The 19607-nt window shown below is 32.9% G+C and carries 22 protein-coding genes; all 22 read left to right on the top strand.

The window, feature by feature from the left end; genetic code table 11:
• Positions 1-91 precede the first annotated feature (91 nt).
• The 22 genes from AC2S94_RS14585 (at position 92) to AC2S94_RS14690 (ending at position 19520) form a co-directional block, all read left to right on the top strand.
• A complete protein-coding gene (locus tag AC2S94_RS14585) occupies positions 92-820 on the top strand; it encodes a tellurite resistance TerB family protein (protein WP_484629284.1) in 729 nt (242 codons plus the stop codon).
• 141 nt (positions 821-961) lie between these two features.
• Entirely contained in the window at positions 962-1729 is a 768-nt protein-coding gene (locus AC2S94_RS14590) for a DUF6090 family protein (RefSeq protein WP_484629285.1), read from the top strand.
• A gap of 182 nt (positions 1730-1911) precedes the next feature.
• Entirely contained in the window at positions 1912-2760 is an 849-nt protein-coding gene (locus tag AC2S94_RS14595) for a mechanosensitive ion channel family protein (RefSeq protein ID WP_484629286.1), read from the top strand.
• 165 nt (positions 2761-2925) lie between these two features.
• Entirely contained in the window at positions 2926-3597 is a 672-nt protein-coding gene (locus tag AC2S94_RS14600) for a hypothetical protein (protein WP_484629287.1), read from the top strand.
• Between the two features lie 624 nt (positions 3598-4221).
• Complete coding sequence (locus tag AC2S94_RS14605) at positions 4222-4419, top strand: hypothetical protein (protein WP_484629288.1); 198 nt, start codon at positions 4222-4224, stop codon at positions 4417-4419.
• A 189-nt stretch (positions 4420-4608) separates the two neighbouring features.
• A complete protein-coding gene (locus AC2S94_RS14610; protein WP_484629289.1) occupies positions 4609-5031 on the top strand; it encodes a hypothetical protein in 423 nt (140 codons plus the stop codon).
• Between the two features lie 194 nt (positions 5032-5225).
• The gene (locus AC2S94_RS14615) at positions 5226-5435 is read left to right on the top strand and encodes a PLD nuclease N-terminal domain-containing protein (protein ID WP_484629290.1); all 210 of its coding nucleotides are present in this window, start codon (positions 5226-5228) and stop codon (positions 5433-5435) included.
• A gap of 120 nt (positions 5436-5555) precedes the next feature.
• Positions 5556-5933 (top strand): hypothetical protein, encoded by a 378-nt coding sequence (locus AC2S94_RS14620; RefSeq protein ID WP_484629291.1) that lies wholly within the window; start codon positions 5556-5558, stop codon positions 5931-5933.
• Positions 5934-6175: 242 nt separating this feature from the next.
• Positions 6176-6673 carry a hypothetical protein gene (locus AC2S94_RS14625; RefSeq protein WP_484629292.1) on the top strand — a complete coding sequence of 166 codons (498 nt, stop codon included), beginning with the start codon at positions 6176-6178 and terminating at the stop codon, positions 6671-6673.
• 205 nt (positions 6674-6878) lie between these two features.
• Positions 6879-8066 carry a GAF domain-containing sensor histidine kinase gene (locus tag AC2S94_RS14630; RefSeq protein ID WP_484629293.1) on the top strand — a complete coding sequence of 396 codons (1188 nt, stop codon included), beginning with the start codon at positions 6879-6881 and terminating at the stop codon, positions 8064-8066.
• 411 nt (positions 8067-8477) lie between these two features.
• On the top strand, positions 8478-8969 hold the full coding sequence (locus AC2S94_RS14635) for a Cif family virulence factor (protein ID WP_484629294.1): 492 nt from the start codon (positions 8478-8480) through the stop codon (positions 8967-8969).
• 65 nt (positions 8970-9034) lie between these two features.
• Positions 9035-10072 carry a serine hydrolase domain-containing protein gene (locus AC2S94_RS14640; RefSeq protein ID WP_484629295.1) on the top strand — a complete coding sequence of 346 codons (1038 nt, stop codon included), beginning with the start codon at positions 9035-9037 and terminating at the stop codon, positions 10070-10072.
• 135 nt (positions 10073-10207) lie between these two features.
• Entirely contained in the window at positions 10208-11287 is a 1080-nt protein-coding gene (locus AC2S94_RS14645; RefSeq protein WP_484629296.1) for a serine hydrolase domain-containing protein, read from the top strand.
• 186 nt (positions 11288-11473) lie between these two features.
• Positions 11474-13126 carry a serine hydrolase domain-containing protein gene (locus AC2S94_RS14650; protein ID WP_484629297.1) on the top strand — a complete coding sequence of 551 codons (1653 nt, stop codon included), beginning with the start codon at positions 11474-11476 and terminating at the stop codon, positions 13124-13126.
• Positions 13127-13503: 377 nt separating this feature from the next.
• Entirely contained in the window at positions 13504-14811 is a 1308-nt protein-coding gene (locus AC2S94_RS14655) for a hypothetical protein (RefSeq protein WP_484629298.1), read from the top strand.
• A 331-nt stretch (positions 14812-15142) separates the two neighbouring features.
• Complete coding sequence (locus AC2S94_RS14660; RefSeq protein ID WP_484629299.1) at positions 15143-15895, top strand: hypothetical protein; 753 nt, start codon at positions 15143-15145, stop codon at positions 15893-15895.
• A gap of 99 nt (positions 15896-15994) precedes the next feature.
• Complete coding sequence (locus AC2S94_RS14665) at positions 15995-16618, top strand: hypothetical protein (RefSeq protein WP_484629300.1); 624 nt, start codon at positions 15995-15997, stop codon at positions 16616-16618.
• Between the two features lie 18 nt (positions 16619-16636).
• Complete coding sequence (locus tag AC2S94_RS14670) at positions 16637-17056, top strand: hypothetical protein (protein WP_484629301.1); 420 nt, start codon at positions 16637-16639, stop codon at positions 17054-17056.
• 169 nt (positions 17057-17225) lie between these two features.
• Positions 17226-17552: a hypothetical protein gene (locus AC2S94_RS14675; protein ID WP_484629302.1), complete on the top strand. Its 327-nt coding sequence runs from the start codon at positions 17226-17228 to the stop codon at positions 17550-17552.
• A 114-nt stretch (positions 17553-17666) separates the two neighbouring features.
• Entirely contained in the window at positions 17667-18161 is a 495-nt protein-coding gene (locus AC2S94_RS14680; RefSeq protein WP_484629303.1) for a hypothetical protein, read from the top strand.
• A gap of 3 nt (positions 18162-18164) precedes the next feature.
• Positions 18165-18977: a tetratricopeptide repeat protein gene (locus AC2S94_RS14685; protein WP_484629304.1), complete on the top strand. Its 813-nt coding sequence runs from the start codon at positions 18165-18167 to the stop codon at positions 18975-18977.
• Positions 18978-19100: 123 nt separating this feature from the next.
• Positions 19101-19520 carry a BLUF domain-containing protein gene (locus AC2S94_RS14690; RefSeq protein WP_484629305.1) on the top strand — a complete coding sequence of 140 codons (420 nt, stop codon included), beginning with the start codon at positions 19101-19103 and terminating at the stop codon, positions 19518-19520.
• The last annotated feature ends 87 nt before the right edge of the window (positions 19521-19607 follow it).

Below are 19607 nucleotides of genomic sequence, written 5' to 3' on the forward strand. Positions count from 1 at the left end.
TATTTATGTGGCTGATTTTCAGTATTTTTAAACTTTCTCCCCCGATTGTCTCCCTATCGAAAACATTGTTCAACTTTAAAATCGAGCGTCCATGGAATTCAATCTTGCTGAAAAATTAGCCATTGTAAAAGACATAGACCGGGTGATCCTGGCAGATAAAAAAGTGGAAAATGGAGAAATGGTATATCTTGGACAGTTGATGAAATTGCTTGAATTCGACTCTGAATTTGTAGAGGAAGCCAGAAGATTTAATGTACACCAGGCCAACGGAATTCTGGAAAACATGAGCGAAGCAAAAAAACATTCGCTCGCCATCATGTTGCACGAAATGGCATATGCAGATGGCGAAATGGACAGAGAGGAATTAAAATTACTTTTTAATGTTTTTGAAGATGTAGGCATTAAGATCGAAAAACCCGGCAATACACTTTCAGTTTTTGATATTTCAGACATCTATTTCAAATCTTCCAGACAAGTTGTTTACTATAAAAACGATGGTATTTCCGAATCTAATTCCGGAGTGAAGCGAGCCATAAGGATCGAACCGCATTTAGATGGAAAAAAAGGTTTTTCGGTAACTACTTTTAACGTGGATGGATTAAGTTTTCTCTGGGGCAAAAAAGTTGAAATACCTGCAAAACAAATGGAAGTGCTTGAACTTGGTAACAACAAAACTATTCTTCAAGGTTATGATGATCTCCAGAATCCCTCTGAACTTCATTCAAATTACAGCCTGAGCATCTTTCACCCTTCCGATGAAATTCAGAAGATCGTATTCCACCATTTGGAAAAGAACATGGATGTTGAATATTTGAAATAAAATATCTCAACTGAATTCATAAATTTTTATCCCCGCTCCGCTTTTTTAAATAGAACCCATCGAATTCTATATTGCTGATTTTCAGTTATATTTAAAATTGATTAGAGATTATTCCAAAAATTCCAGGATTATTAGAAACAGATGATAAAGTTTTTCAGAAAGATTAGACTGAATTTAATATCAGAGAAAAAGTTTACCAAATACCTGTTATATGCACTGGGAGAGATAGTCCTGGTTGTAATTGGAATATTGATCGCACTGGCCATAAACAATGCCAATCAAAATCGAATAAACAGTAATAATGAACAAACCTATTTAATTGGTTTAGAGCAGGAATTTAAAACCAGTAAATTGAAGTTGCAGGAGCTAATCTCTGTAAACAAGAATAACTTTAGTGGTTCAAAACAAATCCTGAAATATATTACGAATAAGAATGACACCCTTTCAGAAGCTGCATTTTCAAGTCTACTATATCAAACTCTTTCTAACGATATAAGCTTCAACCCGAATAATTCACTGCTTAATGAAATGATCAATTCTGGCAATCTTAAAAATATCTCGAACGATGAATTAAGAAAGAAACTGACTAACTGGCTATCAACGATGGAAGATATTTCCAGGCAGGAGTATGAATTAAGTATTCAAAGAGAAAAGGTACTGGATATGTTTAGAACCGATAAAAGCAGTCTCAGGACCATATTTGAACAAACTGGATTGTATGATCAAATTGGTCTACCAAAAAGTGATATTGAGGTGAGTAATTTGCATTTATTGAATTCTACAGAGTTTGAAAATAATTTATTAATGTTCATTTTCACCGGCTATGCTACGGAGCAGGCGCATTATATTCCATTAATGCAGGATCTGGAAAATATTCTAAATCTGATCAATACTGAGATAAAGAACTGAAAGATTGCCGAAAATTAGCCAAATGTCTAAACAAGAAATTAATTAACTTGGCCTAAAATCAAATTCTAATTAGCATTTCCGGAGATTTACCAATTCAATTTATTACGATCAATACCTTGTGGAGCTTTATAAATTTCTGAAAATTATAAAAAGTGATTTGCTAAAATTTTTGAACAGAAACAATGATTAAAACAATTTTCACCGATTTCAGACCTGCATTTGCAGCCGCTTTGATCGTGGTCATGACCATTATAATTGGCGTGATCTTTAATTTTTTAACTGAAAAATATATTCGCAAAAGGGTTTTATCCAAACACATAGACCCAACAAGCTACTTGTTTGCTAAAAAGATCATCTCCGCGGTCATCTATATCGTGGGTATTTCATTTGCCCTTGTACAAATCCCGGAAATGAAAATTGTTGGCCATTCCCTTTTGGCAGGTGCGGGAATTTTATCGTTGGTAGCAGGATTGGCGTCTCAACAAGCGTTGAGTAACATCATGAGCGGATTTTTAATAGTTATGTTTAAACCATTCAAACTCAATGACAGAATCACCTTTAATGGAACCTACACCGGAACGGTTGAAGAAATCAATTTAAGACAGGTAGTGATCAGGGACTTTGAAAATAATCGGGTGATCGTACCGAACTCGGTGATAAGCACACAAGTTATTGTGAATGCCAACCTTACTGAAACCAAGGTTTGTAAGATGATAGAAATAGGTATAGGCTATGATTCCGATATTGACAGGGCCTTAAAAATAATGGAAGAAGAGGTTTTGAAACATCCACTGCATATTGATAACAGAACAAAAGATGAAAAGGAAAACAACGTTCCCGAAGTCATTACAAGAGTGGTTGGATTGGGAAACTCTTCTGTAAGTTTGAAAACCTGGGCATATTCAGATACTTCCTCGAATGGATTTATCATGTATTGTGATCTACTAAAAAGTATTAAAGAAAGATTTGACGAAGAAAATATAGAGATCCCTTATAATTATCAGAATCTTATCATCAAGAAAACTAATTAGATCTGGTTCGGTATCTTTTCTAAGCAAATGGGCGGCAGCTTAGAATTATCATTAAATTGATCTACAAACCAATGCTAAGCCAACAGATCCGCGTTCCACACTCTGCCAACTTGTAATAATTGCGACCGCTGTGCGTAAATCTATTTCAAAACTCTGGTAAAAATTATGACCAAATATCTACTCCAAATTCTAATTTTATTGATTTGCTTTCCAAATTTTGCACAGGATATTTCTGGAAAATATCAAAGAATCGATAAAGATTCTGGTGTAGAAGAAAGCACCCAAATTAGATTTAAAGAAAATTTTTCATTCGAAGAATTAACTTCATTGCATTCAGGGACATCGAGGATAAGAAAAGGTGATTATCAAGTAAATGGGGATACGCTAGTTTTAAATTTTCAAGCACCAGAGCAAAAAGATTTTGTAATTACCACTAAAAATAAAATATCGCCAGATAATAGTCCTGGAAATATAAAAACAAATCTGTTTCTTGAAACTCAATTTAGAGATGAAAAAATTTCTGAAGCAATAATTCATTTTAATGATGAAAATGGAAATATAATTTTAGGTTCCACGCTAAATAACAGCAATACTTTTAGCCTATTTACCGATGAGATAAAATCATTAAAAATTTCTTCACTTGGTAAGAATGATATTGAAATAGATCTAAAACCAATTTTAGGTTACCATTCAAGAATCGATATTTATTTGTCTAATGTAAAGTATGAAAATGCCAATCCTAGTCAACAAAAATTTATAACTGAAAAGTTGAAAAACGGGAATCTAAGTCTGACTTCAGTTAGCAATGATGATAATTGGATTTTAGAAAAGCTCTAATTAAAATACACGCAACACTGCTCCATCCCAAATAGGCGGTATCGCTAGTAAACAAATAAGTAAGTTGACTACAAACTGATAATAGGCCGACAAATCCTTGTTCACTACACCGCCAACTGGTAATAAACCAGACAGTTATGCACAAGATATTTAGAAATAGTGTACTTTTATATTTATATGAACATGAAAAGTACAGATAGTAAAAAATCTTATTTCAGACATTTAATTTACTTGTCTGCTGTACTTATTATATTTTCCTTTTCAGGTCAATTAGAATATACTTCACTAAAACAGGTTCACCACACTGAGTTAACTTCAACTAAAGGGGAAAAATTTAAATCAAAAAACTTAGTTTTTAATTTTAAGAATTTTCCTCAAAAGCTTTTTAAAGAAAGTAATTCTGCAATTCAATCTTATTCCATTGAGGTTCAAAATATAAAATTGTCTACAAAATTAAAGACAATGAATTATGAGTTTTACTCAATTAAGAAATCAATAATTTCTCGTTGGTCAAAATCTATCCAGCAGAATTCCAATTATCTCGCCTAACTCATCCAAATGTTTCTGTAAATATTAAATGTAAGGTGTATCATCTTGCTATGTATCAACAATTAAAATATTACGATGAGAAGTTTCAAAAAACTATTGAGGCTTTTAGGATTTATTATATTTATATTATTAGCAATGGTTGGAGTTGGATTAAGCGGTGGCGTACCCGCACCTGTTACCAATAAAAGAAAAGAGACTATTGAAAATATAATTGAAGTCGAAAAGCCAATAAAAGAAGATTCAAAAAAAATTAAATATTTAAAAAAAGAATAGACAAAAACAAAGGAAACAACAGTCCATCGCAAATAAGCGGAACCTTTAGAAAGAAAATAAGTAACTTGAACAACAAACTCATACTAATCCGACAAATCCGCGTCCCTTGCTTGGCAAACTGGCGAAAACCGAGGCTATTATATCGCATAAAAATTTTGACAGGAATACCATGATTTCAACAATTGTAAGATGAAAAGAATACACTTTGACAACATGAAAAATTGGCGATGGATTACAATTTTAATTTTATCTCTCGTTTTAATTTTAATTGGATCATTTGAACTGTTTGATTTTAAAAATCTGATAGTAAATAAAGTCTTTACGGCATCTGGATTTTTTCTTCAAGCATTATTTTACAGCAGATTTATTTGGCATAAAAATTACTTTCAATGGAACAAAAAAGGAACTTATATCCGAATAAATTCCTGGGTTGGAAAATCAATAAGCTTTGATCAAATTAAATCAACTGAACTAAATGGAAAGGATTTGATCATTATAAAAAAGAATGGAAATAAATATAAGATTCATCTGAATGATATCGTAAAATCAGATATTCAAAAGTTGAATGAAATATTAACTGAAAATACCTTTAAGAAATCCGCTTATTATTAATTAGATCAAATTCTTGTTTAAGTTTGAAGCATAAGAGCAAAGATTTATCGCCAATAAGCGGAACCGTTAGAAAGAAATTAATTAAATTGACCAACAAACGAGTATTAAAGCAACAAATCCTCGTCCCCTACTCCACTAACTGGCGGTAAAGGCGACCGTTGTAATTAAAATTTAAAATAAAAATTGAAATAAATATGACCCTATTAGCAATTGGCGCTGCCCAGATAATTTTAATCCTAAGCCTTCTACTAACACCCTTGATCGCCTTAGTTGACATTCTTCGTCATGAATTTAACGGCAATAATAAGCTCGTATGGATCTTGGTAATATTCTTTTTCAATTTATTTGGAGTGCTACTGTATTTTATGATAGGCAGAAATCAAAGAATTAAAAATTCAGACTAATGTAAATTTTGAAATTTTTGAATAAAGTAATCCCATTTCGATCTTTTACTTTCAACTTCCTTTTTTCATAATCTAAGAGTTGTAAAATACAGATAGTTATATTTTTAAATTCGCTAGCTGATGATAAAATTTAAGAACTGGAATAGAGTAATTGTAATATTAAGTGTCTCATTATTATTTATTGCCTGCCAGAAGTCTACCGATAAAAAGTTTAAAACTATCAATGATTTTAATAGCAAATTTATAGACAGCTTAATTCCAGATAATTCAAATAATAATTCATATTCAACCTATTATATTCATATTACTGGCTATGCGAATGATAGCATCCGGATTAAGCCCGGAATAGAAGAAGATGAATTTTATTATTTCTACTTTAAAGATAGCATTAACGAAGAATTGAGAATGGATTATTATGGTCATCAAACCAAATATTTATTATTTGATCCTTATAAAGCCAGTGATGGAGAATTAGAAATAACTTACAAATTATTATAACTGTAAATATTTGTTATATCGGTTCTGCATCAACAATACAGAACTCCAATTAAAAATAATTAACTTGACCAACAAACCAATGCGAAACCGACATTTCCGCGTTCACTATTTGTTTAAATGGTCATCTCAACACCCATATTTCTAATATCCAAATGAAAACATCAAACATAATATTTCTCCTTATTTTTCTGCCCATTCTTAATTCGTTTGCTCAAAACACACCCAACTTTGATCACGTAGTTATGACCAAAACTGGAGCAATAAATCATGATAAAATTTTAGATTCAGTCGTTGTAAAACAAGATACGATTAACAAAACAAGACCATATTTACTTGAAATTTACTTCGGTCAAAAAGATGAAAATAACCAACTGGTTTTAAAGACAGATAAAGCTATTCTGCCAGATTTCCCTGATGGTAATGATAGAGGAAACAGATTCTGGGAAGTTGAGATTATCAATAATAATCTATGGATCAAACATGAGCTATTACGAGGACATTTTGAGCATAGGTTCCAATTTAGAGAAGGAAAATTTAAATTGATGGAATATAACTATGTAGCATCGAATGGTCGCGGTAGAGTCAATTATGAAAATCTCGATTTTATTACTGGCGTTCTTAGAACCAGGACTGAAAGTTATCCGGAAGATCAGGTATTAAAGAAGAAAGAAGAGGTCATTAAAATTGAAAAGAATCCAGATTTGTCAGATTTTGAGCCGAGATCAAATAGATATTATTAAAATATCAAACGTAACTGATAAAGAGTCCTGGGATAAGGAAAATTACCGTTTAATGAATTGATAAATATTACCCACCGTTAGCCTATACAATATAGATAAAGAGCTAAAAAATCTACAACCCTATGGGACAACAAGAGATAAGTACGCCCCTTATCAATGATTTTAAATTTAGTTTTGTATTTTACAAAAAAAGTAGAAACCAGGTATGAGTACAAATTTAAGCGTTGATATTCAGAAAGATATCGCCAACATTTCTCAAATATCTTCAATTCCTCCAATGCTCAATGTAATTTGTCAAAGTACAGGTATGAGGTTTGCTGCTATCGCCAGGGTTACCGATAAAAAATGGGTGACGTGTATATCACAGGATGACATTAACTTTGGTTTAAAACCGGGAGATGAATTAGAACTGGAAACAACTCTTTGTAATGAGATAAGGCAACATTCAAACCCTGTTATTATTGACAATGTGCCGGAGAGTGTAAATTATTGTAACCACCATACGCCGGCTAAATATGGTTTCAAAAGTTATATCTCATTTCCAATTTATCGTAAAGACGGTAGTTTTTTTGGAACCCTATGCGCAATTGATCCCGAGCCTGCTAAACTTGAAAATGAACAAACCAAAAATCTATTTCAATTATATACTGAATTAATATCTTTTCATTTAGAATCTATTGAGGAATTGAATTACACGAAAGAACTCCTCAAGGATGAAAAAAAGAATGCAAAACTTCGAGAAACCTTTATGGCTGTTCTTGGACATGATTTACGCAATCCTTTAATGAGTACCAGGCTTTGTGCAGATATTTTGTTACAAAAAGATATTAATGAAGATGACAAGAGATACGTAAATTCAATTAAGTCAAGTTCCTTTAGAATGCAGGAACTGATTGATAACCTTTTAGATTTTACGAAAACTGAATTGGGAGAAGGAATATCATTGAACTTTGAAAAAAGTAATGAAAAATTAGAAAACGCATTAAAACAAGTCATACGAGAAATTGAAACTACTGATGCAACCCACGAAATCATTCCAGTAATCAATTTAGATAAGCATATCAGCTGTGATACTAACAGAGTTAGCCAATTGTTATCAAACCTTCTCAGTAATGCTGTAAAGCATGGTTTCGACTCTGCTCCCATCTACATTAATGCGAATAACTCGGAGGATCAGTTTGTCCTGGAAGTTATAAACTCTTCAGACCCTATTCCTAAACATGTCCTCAAAGATATCTTTAAACCATTTACTACTACCAAATCAGATACTAAAAAAGACGGATTAGGATTAGGGCTATATATCGCTTCTGAAATCGCTAAGGCACATAATGGCCAATTAGAGGTTACATCTGCAAAAGATAAAACCAGATTTAAATTTAGCATGCCGTTATAAAAATTTTGGCAATAGCCATTCAGCGCTAATAATCGGGTTAATTGATGATCATTTAAGAGCTCAAAAGATCATTGATAATAAAAACCAGTTCCCTGATAAAAATGATTTTTTCCTGGAGAATTTCATCAATAATGATAAAGCGAATAATAACGTTTTAATCATTTCTGAAATTGAAATTACGACCAAAAAAATAGAGAATATTCCCAAATTGGTATTTCAACTATGATGAAAACCTTTCAATAAGAAATCTTGCAATAGCGGTTCATCCCAAATTAAAATATTGAAAAAATTTGTAATTTAGAACCCATTAATTAGATGTTGAGCCACAAAATTCTCGCCCCTTACTCAGCCAACTGGTGCTAACCGAAACCGCTAGAAATAATCAGAAAGTAACCTTAAATTCAGAATAAAATGAAAAATGTAGTGATCCTTTTTGTAACATTGTTTCTTCTTTCCTGTACTGAAAAAAACAATCAGGCGGAAATCAAATCGACAGATGAAAATAAAATAGATATTCAATCCGAATTAGCATCGATTGAAGAAACTCGCGCGGGATTTCAATTGGCGATCAAAGAAAAACGTTATGCTGATTTAAAGAATTTCAGCACGAAAGAAATCGTATCCCTAACACCTATTTGCGGAACCTGGGAAGAATACAAACGTTTACGTGATGAACCCGTTGGCTCCTTTAGTTATGACAGTTTGGTAATGAAACCTAAAGAAACTATTATCGTTAGTGATAGCGTCGCCTACGATTTTGGAACAAGCTCCGTTTTTTATACCAATGAAGAAGGTGAACCAATAGAAATTGAGGATACTTTCCTGGCCATTCTCAAAAAAGATAAAAGTGATGGAAAATGGAAATTACACAGGGAGGTTGCTACAACAAATATGTTAGAGTAATAGCAGGATTTCAAAAAGAAAACTCAAGAAAGTAAAGGCTTATTAATTAATAGGTTAATGTCAAAATGAATAAGAAGCAAAAAACATGGATTTTAAGAATTGTATTGCTTCTTGGAACAGTTATCTCCTTATATTTTGTTCCGTGGCCTATTGTAAGGGCCTGGATAACACCTTTGCCTGAAACTATTCAGGAACAAGTAGATAAAGCGGGAAATTACGGATTTGACGGAATTATAGTTTACGTAGATGTAGCCGGAAAACCCTCGCAATTATATTCTGCTGGTTATAAGAACAGAGAGAAAAAAATTCCAACAGATCCACAAGCCTTATTCAAAATCGCAAGTGTAGGAAAACTTTATAATGCCCTGGCAATTGCAAAACTTGTAAGAAGAGAAAAAATATCATTGAACAAAAGCCTTGCAGATTATCTGCCGCAATTAAAAGGTAGGATTGAAAATGCGGAGCAAATAACCTTGAAAATGTTGGTTCAGCATACCAGTGGGATTCCGAATTATACAGATACTTTTAATTACTGGGCGAATCCCAAACAAAGTGACGAAGAAAATCTCGCACTTATTCTTGATAAGCCAGGCAATTTTAAACCAGGAGAAGATTATGAATACTCTAATACAAATTATTTGCTAATTGGTATGATCATGAATAAAGTCCTGGGTTACGATCATTTTCAATTTATCCAAAAAGAAATATTAGAACCATTAAATCTAGAACATACCTATGGTTCTATTACCGAAGTAGATCTTTCTGATGTGATGAGTGGCTATTACGTTGGTTATGAACAGGATTTAAAAAGCGATAACAATAATTCTATGTTGGCAACCGCGGAAGATCTAGGAAAATTTATCAGAGCATTGAATGATGGATCTGTGTTTCAGGATAAAGAGGAGCAAGAAATTTATTCGTCTATTTATAAATTTGAACACACTGGGTTAATTCCCGGATATCAAACTATCGCAGCATACGATAGAGAGATCGATGCTGTAATAATTCAGTTTACAAATACGGTTGATTTTGAAGGATATAACTGGAGCTTATCTGAAATAATGCATAATCGAATTATTAAAATTCTGAAGAATAATAACTAGACACGATAATCTTAATATTTGAACAAATATTTTAATTTAATAAACAACTATTGGAACAATCTGTAAAGATCATTCCGCACAATCGCGATAACCTTTAAGTAGAAAGCTCTATTTTTTTTGCCAAATCCAATTTCAATGAAATTTAAAGTATTACTCCTCTTAATATTTAGTTCCAGTTTATCTTATACTCAATCTACGAATTCCCGAATCTCAAGCTACCTGGATAATTTGAATGAATCAGAATTTTCAGGAGCCATTTTAGTAGCTGAAAATGACGAAATAGTTGATATGAGAGCTTACGGACTCTCCAGTATAGAATATGATGTAAAAAATAAAGTTGATACTAAATTCAACATCGCTTCAATTACGAAAATGTTCACCGCCGTCGCTGCACTACAGCTTTATGAACAGGGCAAATTAGACCTTAAAACACCAATTGGAATGTATCTGCCGGAATACCCAAATGAGACCGTAAGAAACTCTGTTACCGTGCATCAACTTTTAACCCATACCTCAGGTCTCAATAACTTTTACGTTACAGATTTAGATAAGATCAAAAATTCAGATTACGAAGAAATTTCTGATTTTGTACCGCTTTTTGCCACAGATTCCTTGCTGTCTGAACCAGGAACAAAGTATGATTACAGCGGGACTGGCTTTGTAATATTAGGTTTAATCATTGAGAAAGTTTCCGGGGAAAATTATTACGACTATATAAAACAGCATATTCTGGAACCAACAGGCATGTTGGCGACCTCAGAAATTCAGGTAGATTCAATCGTAAAAAGTAAAGCAAGCGGATATACTTCAGGCTTCGGACAAAATGAAAATCTATTAAGGAATGATTATTACCTGACGAAGGCCTCACCAGCCGGTTTTTACTATTCCACAGTTGAAGATTTATTTAAATTTTCAAAGACCTTAAGGAATTATCAATTACTTAAAAAAGAAACAACCGATCTTATGCTGGAGCCTAAAGTTAAGGGCTATAATACGCAATTAGGATATGGTATTGATATAGATAATAGGTATAACCAGACTATTGTTGGACATAGCGGTGGTTGGTATGGAATTCATGGTGAATTAATGGATTTTTTAGATGATAATTATACTGTTGTGATTTTATCAAATATTGATGACGGCGGTAAGTCTGGCGCTTCCAATGTTGCTGATTTTTTTAAAAACCTGCTGGCTGGGAAAGAGCTGGAAAAATAAGCTAACAGCATAAACCGCTCATCAAACCATAAAGAATTTTGTCTTGCTTAAAAGTCAATTCAAAAATTAAAGAAAATTGGATTAACTTTATTTTCAACACAAGAAGGTTAGCATTATTATTTGCGCAAATTTTAAAATTCCTGTGATAAGCTTCAACCATAAGAAAATTAAGCTTCTGATCTTAAAATGAAAAAAACGATTCTAATTCTGCTAATTGCAATCCTCGGAACACACAATAGCTTTAGTCAGGCAAAAATTTCAGAATCTGACCTGTTGAAGCTTGATAGTATTGCCACTCAGGATGTACCTCCAAATGCCCCTGGAATTGCCACTGCCATCATTGACAAGGGTAAGGTGATTTATAAGAAATATGCGGGCATTGCAGATTTTGAGGACAGTTTGAAAATTGATGGTCGTTCCCGGTTTAACATAGCATCAAACGGAAAGCAATTTACTGCTCTGGCTATTCTGAGCCTGGAGGATGAAAAGAAACTGAGTTTATCAGATGATATTAGAAAATACCTTCCACAATTGTACCCGAATATTGAATCAGAAATTACCATAAACAACTTGCTAAATCACACCAGCGGCATCAGGGACATTTATGATCTTTGGTCTCTACAGGGAATTACCTGGTGGAATCATTCTTTCGATAATAACGATGCTCTAAAGATCATTGAAAAACAGGAAGATTTAAATTTTGAGCCATCCAGTAAATACCTTTACAGTAACTCGAATTATATCCTGCTGGCCATTATTGTAGAAAAAGTTTCAGGAATGACCTTTCAGGAATATACAGATCAAATTTTTCAGAAGCTGAATATATCAAATACATCTTTTGAGGCCGATCATTCTGAAATTGATGGTGAAATTGCAAGAGCTTATTTCAATTTTGATACCTGGACAACCTACGACTGGAAATGGAATGTTGTTGGCGACGGAAATTTATTTTCAACACTTGAAGACCAGATTCAATGGGAGAAGATCATTCAGGGCCATGGCGAAAGCAAGATCAAGAAAGCAATCATTGATAAAAGTCAGGAGTTAGTAGACCAGCAAATGACAAACAACTATGGTTACGGATTGGAATTTGGTAAATATAAAGGCTTAAATTATAAATTTCATGAAGGTTCTACCGGAGCCTGGAAAGCTACTACTTTGAGATTTCCCGAAGATAATATTTCATTCATCACGCTAACAAATACAGGAAAGTCCATACCATCAATGCAAACAAGGCAAATGGCAGATGTCATTTTCAATCTTGATAATGATTTCGGCTTTATGATTACCAAACCTGAGAAGGAGGGAAATTATGTAAGCGAAGATGATATTCTGGGAACTTATCTAACTAAGGGTGATTTCGCATTCGAGTTTCTGAAAAAGGATGATGGTAAATTATATCTGAAAAGAATTGGCAGAAATGATGTTGAATTAGAAAGAGAATCAGCCAATATTTTCCATCAAAAATTCGATAAAGATTTTAAACAGGAATTTGTGGAAAATGAAAATGGAGAAATGGAAATTACTGCTTATCATACCAGCCATGCACCATATTCGCTAACGAGACAAAAAGCTGACTGGAATAATTATGATTTCAAAACACTAAATGGTCGATATAAAAATTCTGAAACTGGGGTAGTTATAGAAATTGATCATACATCTGAGAAAAATTACAAAGTGATGATTGGCGAGCAGGAGTCGTCAGGATCACTTCTGGCACCAAATAAATTGATGGTAAACAATTACGTTTTGAAATTCGATGTCGAGACTAAAACTATAAAATCAATTTACTTAAATTCTGATAGGATAAAATCTATAAGATTTGATCGATTAGACTAAAAGCCCGGGCTGAAAATGCTCAATCAATCCGTATACTGCAAAGAACAGAACCAATGAATACATAGAGATACAGGATAAAAAATGAAGTTCACAAGAAAAAGAACCTGTAGCTTAAATCGATGAGAGATATTTTATAAAAAATAGAATTTAATTTACCGTATAACAAGATTCGATTTTTCGAGACATCTACCGCTAGATTAAACACTTACTACACCTGTAACCGTTATAAGATAACTATTTGAACTTTCTCAAGTATAAATTAATCCCAGATCATCTGCGATAATTTGTAATTATTTAATATTTTCGTTTTTGAAGGACCTTTCAAGGTGTTTTTTTCATCAGTTATTAATCAAGAATCCAATAACTACACCCCCTAAATGAACAAATTTTTTTCCCGATCGCTGCTATTGGCAGTTACCGTATTATTATCTTCCTGTCAGAAGGAAGAAAGTTTACCGCAAACCGATTTTTCAATAGAGTCTGATGATTATTTTCAGATTGAAAGTACTTATCCTAATGGTTGGATCAAGGAAGCTCGATATACTGATAACTCTCTCGAAGAAGAAACACCTTATTCTGAATTTGAATATTATGAGAGCGGTTTTATTAAGACAGCGAAGGTATATTCCAATTATCCGCAGCATCATCTTTACATGGAAGTAAGCCGCAGTGAGGACAATAAGCCACTTTGGTCTAAATATTATACCCCGGAAGGTGATCTGTGGTTCAAGACAGATTATGATAACGGAATGCCTTCTGAAAAAATAGTATATAGTGAAAAAGGAACTTCCGATTATAGTTATGAGGAAGGCGATCTTGTAAAGGTAGAATTTACCAGTGCCGACGATAGTAGTTCAAGCGTCACAGTTTTTGATAAATCTGCGGAAACCAGAACAGTCACTATTAAGAAAGACGGCGAAACCATTTTAGAAGAAACGTATCCTTATACAGAAGGTATCGGTTCCACGATGTTAACCGATAATCAGGTTCCGTTGATCAATCCCTTTTCGAATATTGAAGGTAATTACAGAAAATTAAATGAAGCTTTTTATCATAATCCTATCTGGGAAAACAGTACAGATCCTATCAAAGCAATTTATCCATTTCGCTATTTTTACGATTATTTCCATATTAATTTTGATCGCACAACATTTGCTTCGAAACTTGCAGTTAACTCAGATCTATATCAATCTATCATTGAACAATACCCTGTTAAAGAGAGCGAGGTTCTTGTAATGAATTATAAATATAAAGAAGGCAGTAACGGTTTTCTTCCTAGATCTGAAGAAAGAAAGTCTCTTAAAGAAGAAATGGTACAGGATCCTGAACTATTTGAATTAAAATACGGAGATGAATATGTAGAAAAGGTTTATTTCGGAAAAATAATCTATATGATTGGAGTATTGAGAAACATGCCAACGGGCTACAATGCTAGGAAAGAAATTCAAAATTTAGCTCGTAAAAAAATGCATAATGTTATTGATGGGGAAAAGCCTCTAACAGCCGAAGAACATGAGATTTTAAATAAAGTTTGGTTTGAAGTAAAATTCTTTTCTACCCTGAAGGCTCACCGCAATGGAATTGTATTAAAAACCCATAATGAGTATAAGGAGGTCCTGCAGGAATTTGAAGATGCAGAGTCTTCTGTTCTCCAACTGGAATATGCGACTTTTGAACATCTCTAGCCTAAAAATACAAATTTTCAGCTTAAAAAAAAGTCACCTAAACGGGTGACTTTCTTTTTTTAGATTTTATTGATCAAAATTCTCATTTAATTCAGCAAAACTGTTATTCAGTTTTAGTACACCAACTTTTTGTTCTTTTGCAGAAGTACGGGTGATAAACAAGAATTCCGATCCTCTAATTATATTCCTTGATTCGAATAAATAATTTCAATCATAACATATAAGCAATACCCGACACCGTTAGTAAGAAAATAAGTAACTTAACCAATATTTATCGAAATAAACTGATACTTTTATTACAGCGGCACTCGTTTAAGATTAAGTGCTGATAATGATACTTAATGCTAGAAATCATTTGAAAAAAATTCTGGTTTTATTGATACTGCTGAGTATCCAGAAAATTTCTGGACAGGAAGTAAATGGAATTATTTATGATCCCGAAGGTGTTGTAACTGAATTTGAAGTTATAAATAAAACCAGGCAGACATATTCCAGGACCAATGAACGTGGTGAATTCAAAATAAGTTCCAACATAGAAGACACCTTGATTTTTCAGTCGATGATTTATCAGAAACAGACGCTAGTCGTAAAGCAAAAAGACCTGAAAGAAACTGTTATAATTGAACTGAAAAATTCTGTAAATACCCTAGATCAGGTAAATTTAAGTTCGGCGATAAAAGAATTTGATGTAAAAAGAGAAAATAAAGAATTTGGAAGCCTTATTGAGAAAGATAAAAAGGAAAATTTTGATAAATACACAGTTCTCGATTCCAAAGGAAATATTTATAAAGGCTTGGTTTCAATGATCAAACAAATGTTTCCCGCAAAACCAGAAGTTAAGGTTATTAAACTTGAGGATTATCAAAAAGTATTTTCTTCAGATGAAATACCGAATTATGTTTTTCTAAGCAATGAACTCAATATTCCCGAAAATCAGTATAACTTATTTTTTGATTACCTGGAATCGAAAAGACTTAGCTACGAACTCTTAGAAGAAGCTAATCGATTAGAGCTAATTCAGAAACTGTACAGCTTTAGTGAAGAATACAAGGCAATGCTGAAATCTGCTAAACAATATAACTAATAAGAAATATCAAGGATCTAAAAACCATAGGTATCTCCTACTCTAACAAATTCATATAAGTTTGATCTTTGGACTTTTTATTCGCTAAATAAACACACTTTGAAAATTTTTAGAATACTAACATTCCTTTTTTTTGCTTTTTGCTTTTCAAGTTGTGGTGGAGCAAAGTATACTTTAGATTTTGATAAAGGAAAGAAATTGAATTTTAAGCATGGAAAATGGATTTTGAATGATCCTTATACTAATTACGATAACAACGACGCTTATGCATATGCAAAAGATGAATTTAATGAGATTCTAGGGGATTCTCTAAAAGAGCTGATCGATCTAAGGCAGACAAAAATGATACAGCAGCAATTGCCTCTAAATCCTTCGAAAAAAGAACTGCAGGAAATAAAGAATTCCTCTGATTGCAATTTCCTAATCAATATTGATTCAAAGATCATAAAAGATCAATTGGGAAATTCTGAACACCAGCCTCCGGCAATCGGAACAGTGACAAAATACAACGAAGCTCGCACAAAAATACAGATCTACGACCTGGATCAATTGGAATTGATCTCAGAGTCTATTGTTTACGGGCAGGTGAAAGTCACTAAAAGAGCCGATGATGATGAAAGTATCCTGGAAAGCATTTTTAACTATACCACCCCAGGAAGGACCTTGGCATTGAATGGCATTAAAAAATTGATCAAAAAGTATAAAAAATATCAGGTGGATTAATTTAAAATATTGAAAAATATGCCCCGAGTTAAAATCAAACGAAAACAGGAATCTTTTAATCAGAATATTGAATACAAAGTGTTCGTGGATAATGCGCAGGTGACAGGATTGAAAAATGGCGATGAAAAAATGATTGAATTTAACGAAGATGCCAGATACCTGAAAGTCAAAATTCCATCTGGATCCAGCGCAAAATTGTCAATTAATAAACTGAAATCTGATCAGGATATTCTGGTTTACGGAGATCGATTCAGAAATAAATATTTGAAATATGCCGGAGCCTTGATTCCGCTGATCTCTCTCACTTTTCTTCTAAAACATAATTACGACCTTATAAAGATCCTCGGTGGGATAATACTTCTCGGCTATCTTCTTTTTATAATTTTCGTACTGCTTTTTCAAAAAAATAAGTGGATCCATCTTCAGATAAATAATTGAAGAAAGATTATCCTAAGCCAAACCGTTATAACACAACTGAAGCATTTTAGTATAAAATTTTTTCAGTGGCTGAATCAATTTTCTCCTCTTCAACAACTTGATAATAAGAAATATGATATTGATTTATAAATTTTAATCCTATATTTAGAAGATCAAAACAATCTTACCTATGATCAAGAAAATCGCTTTCCCGGCACTTATTGCTTTAGTCTCATTTAGTTGTGATAGCTTTAAAAAGGAGCAGACTAGAACAGAATCACGTCAAATACAGGAGATATTTGAAGAAAAAGCAACCAGTGATGAAAGTTTACAAACAACGCTTCAGGATCTTCAGAAGTTGAATGATGAACGGGAAAAATCTTTGAGTAAAACTGAAGTCAAAGTTTCTGAAAATGAAATTATTGACGAAGAACCCGGCAATAAAGATTTAAATTTAAAGAATAGTATCCAGGAGCTTGAGCAATTGAATAAAGAACAGGAAAATATCCAGGACTAACTTTAAAATCAGAATTGCATAATTAATTATTAGCAGGTCTATTTCCTCAAATGATAGTACTCACTAAAATTGATCGTCTGTTTTTAAAATCTTACTCACCACCAGTAATTTAATTTGGAAAGTAAAACGAATATTTTTCTTGCAATAAGTGCAGCTATTGCTATTTCCATAACAAGCTGGATCTTTTATGAAATGTCTCACCGTATTGGCGAATTAAGTTCTGACAGTGAACTTGATGGCGATTTTAAAGTTTGCAATGAAGATCAGATTCCGAATTACTATGGAATGAATACAAGCTTTACAGGAGGGAAAAAAGCAATAAAGAATGAAATAATTCATGAGCTGGAAAACCTGGAATTTCAGCATTCCGGACTAATAAGTTTTCGATTTATCGTGAATTGTGAAGGCAATATCGGCAGATTCCGTACACTAGCATCCGATTTGAATTTGGAAAATGTAGAAATTGATCCAAACAAACTAAAGACGATTGAAGAAGCATTACTTAAACTTAAGAATTGGAACCCAGCCAGGAATGAATACAACACTTTCGATAGTTATTACGTGCTGAACTTTAAGATCAGGAAAAATAAAATCATAGATATTTTCTAGTAGATGAAAAGATTTCTAAAGATTTTCAAACTGATATTAGCCATCCTTTTGACCTTGTATTCGGTAATTGCCATTTATATGCTGGCTCTATCTCCAAGGGAACAAAGATTTTCGTTTGCGTCCCATCTTCAGGGTATTTCTCTTTCTCAATCCATGTTTGAAATTCTAAAATTTCAGGATCCTATAGATGATGAAGTCTATTTTGAACAGTCTGTTCCATTTAATAAGAGAGGCTATTATGAAAAAGGTTTTGATCTGCTGGACAAGGCGGTTGAGTTGAATCCGGAAATGCACTTGGGTTACAGAGGTTACATGAAACTAAGGTTCCTGCGGGATTTTGAAGGAGCTCTTAAAGATTTTAACCGACTGGATAGTTTAACACCAAAAGTCAGGGATACTCCGTGGGGAGAAGATATCGATTTTTTAAGAGGAGAAGCTTATTTTGGAATGGAAGAATATGAAAAATCAATTCATCACTTCGGTAATAGCATTAAAAAACAGGGAGAATCCTGGGTAGACCTACAGGCTTTTGTATACAACGGACTCGCGGAATATGAGCTAGGAAATATTGAAAAAGCTAAGATTGATTTTGAAAAAGCATTGAACCAATCAAAATATTCAGTTGAAGCTCATTATGGATTGGCAAAAATCTATCTGAAGAAAGGTGATCAGGAAAAAGCTGAAGGGCATTTGACTAAAGCCGAACAATACTTCGCGTACAAAAGAAATGATCCTTATAATGAATTTTTAAATGAAGTTTATAAAACTGATCTTCTTTCTCTAAGAAAATCATTAGCACAGAATTTCAAAGGGTAGATAACATAATTAATAACTTATTTCCGAAGTTTGCCCCGCTATAAAATAAGGGTTTCTTAAAAATTTGTTGAAAATTTGAATACAGCTTTGGAAAAACCTATTTTGGATTTCTAAAATTACTTCATGAAACTACCCTACACCATTTGTTACACTAGTGTTGCAAATAATGTCACTGAAAGTGATATTGAAAATATCTTCTCAAAAACTCATGAACATAATAATGAATGTGAAATTCACGGTGTGCTTTTATTTTCAAAAGAAACCAATCGTTTTTTTCAGGTACTGGAAGGTGAAAAAAAGGAGGTGGTTGAACTTTACGAAGAAAAAATTGCCAAAGATTCACGACATAAGGACATTATCGAAGTTTTTCACCGTCCAACGTCTAAACCCATTTTTTTAAAGTATTCGTCAAAATTCAATATTGTAAAAACCACAGATGACTTGCATGAGATTAAAAAATACATGGAAGAGCATAAATATTCCAAGGCCAATTCTGAAGAGGTTCTCAGACTCCTGGAACCATTTTTTATTTTTTACTCTTAATTGCAAGTGCAGACCAATACGATAACTAAAGAAATTATAATCTTTTTCTTCTAGAAATTAACCAGGTACTAGCTTTCAACATAATTT

It is taken from the genome of Christiangramia pacifica (assembly GCF_057221535.1).